Origin of the sequence: Mycobacterium sp., from assembly GCF_049281135.1 — a bacterium.
In the GTDB taxonomy this organism is placed as follows: Bacteria; Actinomycetota; Actinomycetes; order Mycobacteriales; family Mycobacteriaceae; genus Mycobacterium.
Window position 1 is genome coordinate 1 of sequence record NZ_JBAPRN010000460.1, and the last position, 2,201, is coordinate 2,201.

Here is a 2,201-nt window from a genome sequence, read left to right on the forward strand (position 1 = left end):
CCGGTGGTCAGCCAGGCCAACCAGGCCAACCCGGCCAACCGGGTCACGCCGGCTAAGGGCCGCTTCCCCGACAAGACTGCGCGACTAGCTGCCGCCGGATTTCTGGTAGACGAGCCAGCGCATCTCGATCGGGGACGTCTCACGGTCGACGTCGAAAACGTCACGGCCGCTGACCCAGTCGGCGTACCAGTTCGTGGGAGGCCAAGCACCGTCGGGCAGATGAGTCTTCTCGTACTCGTACACGGAGTGGTCGCCGACTAACGTGAGCGGCAGCGCACCGGCCGCACCCGCCAGCTCGTCCCGGGTGAAGATCGTGGTGTAGACCTGCTGTCCGAGTTCCCGTGCGGCATCATCCGGGATGTAACCCGGGCGCGGCAAGAAAGCGTTGAACACCAAGCGTCCGCCGGGCATCAGGCAATGTGCGGCGAGTTCGAACATGCCGCGCAGCTGCTGGGTCGTGCGGAAGTCGGACACCACCTCGGAGAGGACGATCAAACGATAGTCCGAGCGCAGGTCATCCATCGTCGCGAAGACGTCGCGCTGGATGACACGGACATTCAGCCCTTGGCGTTCGGACTCCACGCGAATGACGTCGGCGAATTTGGGAGTCATCTCGACGGCGTCTACCGGATGGCCGCGTCGCGCCAAGGCCAAGGAGTTACGCCCGGTCCCTGCACCGATGTCGAGCACCCGATGGGCGCCTGGATCGGGGGATTCGCCGGCCAGCGCCCACACCCGCGCGTCCGGCTCGGTGCCGAATAGTGGCGGCTCGCGAGTGGCAACCCAATGGTCGTAGGCGTCCTCGATCTTCGACCATTCGGCTTTGACGTGATAATTCAGGATCCGGCCCACCGGAGAGTCGTACGAGATGACGATTCTCGACCGTTGGGAGGCGGTGTAGGCCTCGGCCAGCTGGACCTCCAGCACCGTCTTGAGATTCGCAAGTTCGTCGGCAGTAAACCGAACGCCCACTCCGGCAAAGACGGTGTCACACATCGTGACGTACTCGTCGATCATCCCCGGAACGGCGGGCAGATTGATCTGCCCGCTGACCACCGACGCTCGGCGCAAACGTCGGGCCATCGTCTCACGCAAAGTCGGCGGATCAACCGATCTCAGGGGCGGATCCTCCATCAGACCCTTCTACACCACCCAACTCGTCGGCACGGCTGAATCGGACGGAACATGCTGTGAACAAAGATTTTTGCCGTCGGCGACGCGCGTGGAGCTGCAGGCGATCGTGCGAAAGCCGTTGAATACGACTCGAACCCCCGGCGATCGGCGGATCTTGTGAATCGAAGTAGCGCCGCACCCATTGAGCTGGTTCAATTCCGATACGCCGCAGCGATTTTTACGCATACTGGGACGCATGCGAATTAGCGGGGCGTTCCTGGCCGAGAAGGTCGAAGCGGTAGACAACAAGCTCAATGTGAAAGGCGGGGTGATATCCAACTTCAGAGTCGGCCGGGATCGAGTAGCGCAGTTTGACATCGTGGTGCTGACGCAAGGAGACGGCGAAGACACCGGTAGTTCGGATCGCTTGGTCGTCATAGAGGTCTCGCCGCCCAACGGTGGCGAACCGTTGCATATGCACCGCGAGTTGCCTACGAACTTGATGAATGCGGACGTGGGCTTTGCCTGCTGGCAGTTCCGACTCACCCTGAATCTGAATGGTCGCTGGATCATTGCCATGAAAGGCCCAGCGGGAACCGTATCGCTTCCGCTGACCGTGAGTGGTCCGCGTTAGGCGCCTCGGCGTCAAAGCACGAGGGCCGGTTAGGCAAAAACCCTGTTTGAATTCGAGCGTTTGGCGACCCGACCCCGTTTGTGGAACTACGTTGACGGCAACGGGGAGAATTCCCTGCTCACGGGGAGGTAGACCAATGGTTCGTCGCACCGGTGGCGCACGAGATCGCCGATCACACAAGGTCATTAACGTCGTAAGCCGGAATGCGGCCGCCAGCGTGACGCTGATTGCGGCCTTGACCCTTGTCGGCGCCGCTTCTACCGCGTGCAGCCACACCGTCAGCGGCGTAGCCGTTGTGAAGCCCGGTGATGCTGGCTTCGCCGCCGACAATCCGGGCAGCAACGGCGGCGACGGCGCGCCAGGTGACAACGGCAACGGCGGCGCGGGTGGCAAAGGCGGAGCCGGCGGTAAAGGTGGGGCAGGCGGTCACGGAGGCCGCGGCGGCAACGGTGGC

3 protein-coding genes are annotated in these 2,201 nt (G+C 62.9%); 1 reads left to right on the plus strand and 2 read right to left on the minus strand.

All coding sequences use genetic code 11. The annotated features are described in order from the left end of the window. Window positions 1-84: 84 nt before the first annotated feature. Window positions 85-1,134 carry a class I SAM-dependent methyltransferase gene (locus WAN02_RS18615; protein ID WP_422265721.1) on the minus strand — a complete coding sequence of 350 codons (1,050 nt, stop codon included), beginning with the start codon at window positions 1,132-1,134 and terminating at the stop codon, window positions 85-87. 235 nt (window positions 1,135-1,369) lie between these two features. On the opposite strand from WAN02_RS18615, the gene WAN02_RS18620 reads away from it, so the two are divergent. Beyond that, complete coding sequence (locus tag WAN02_RS18620) at window positions 1,370-1,747, plus strand: hypothetical protein (RefSeq protein WP_422265722.1); 378 nt, start codon at window positions 1,370-1,372, stop codon at window positions 1,745-1,747. Between the two features lie 172 nt (window positions 1,748-1,919). Here WAN02_RS18620 and WAN02_RS18625 read toward each other — a convergent pair. After that, window positions 1,920-2,201, minus strand: a 282-nt coding sequence (locus WAN02_RS18625; protein ID WP_422265723.1) for a hypothetical protein, incomplete at its 5' end; no start/stop codon positions are given.

Bases quoted from the DNA above. Each gene is read 5' to 3' on its own strand.
- WAN02_RS18620 (WP_422265722.1), top strand. From the start codon at position 1,370: ATGCGAATTAGCGGGGCGTTCCTGGCCGAGAAGGTCGAAGCGGTAGAC.
- WAN02_RS18615 (WP_422265721.1), bottom strand. From the start codon at position 1,134: ATGGAGGATCCGCCCCTGAGATCGGTTGATCCGCCGACTTTGCGTGAG.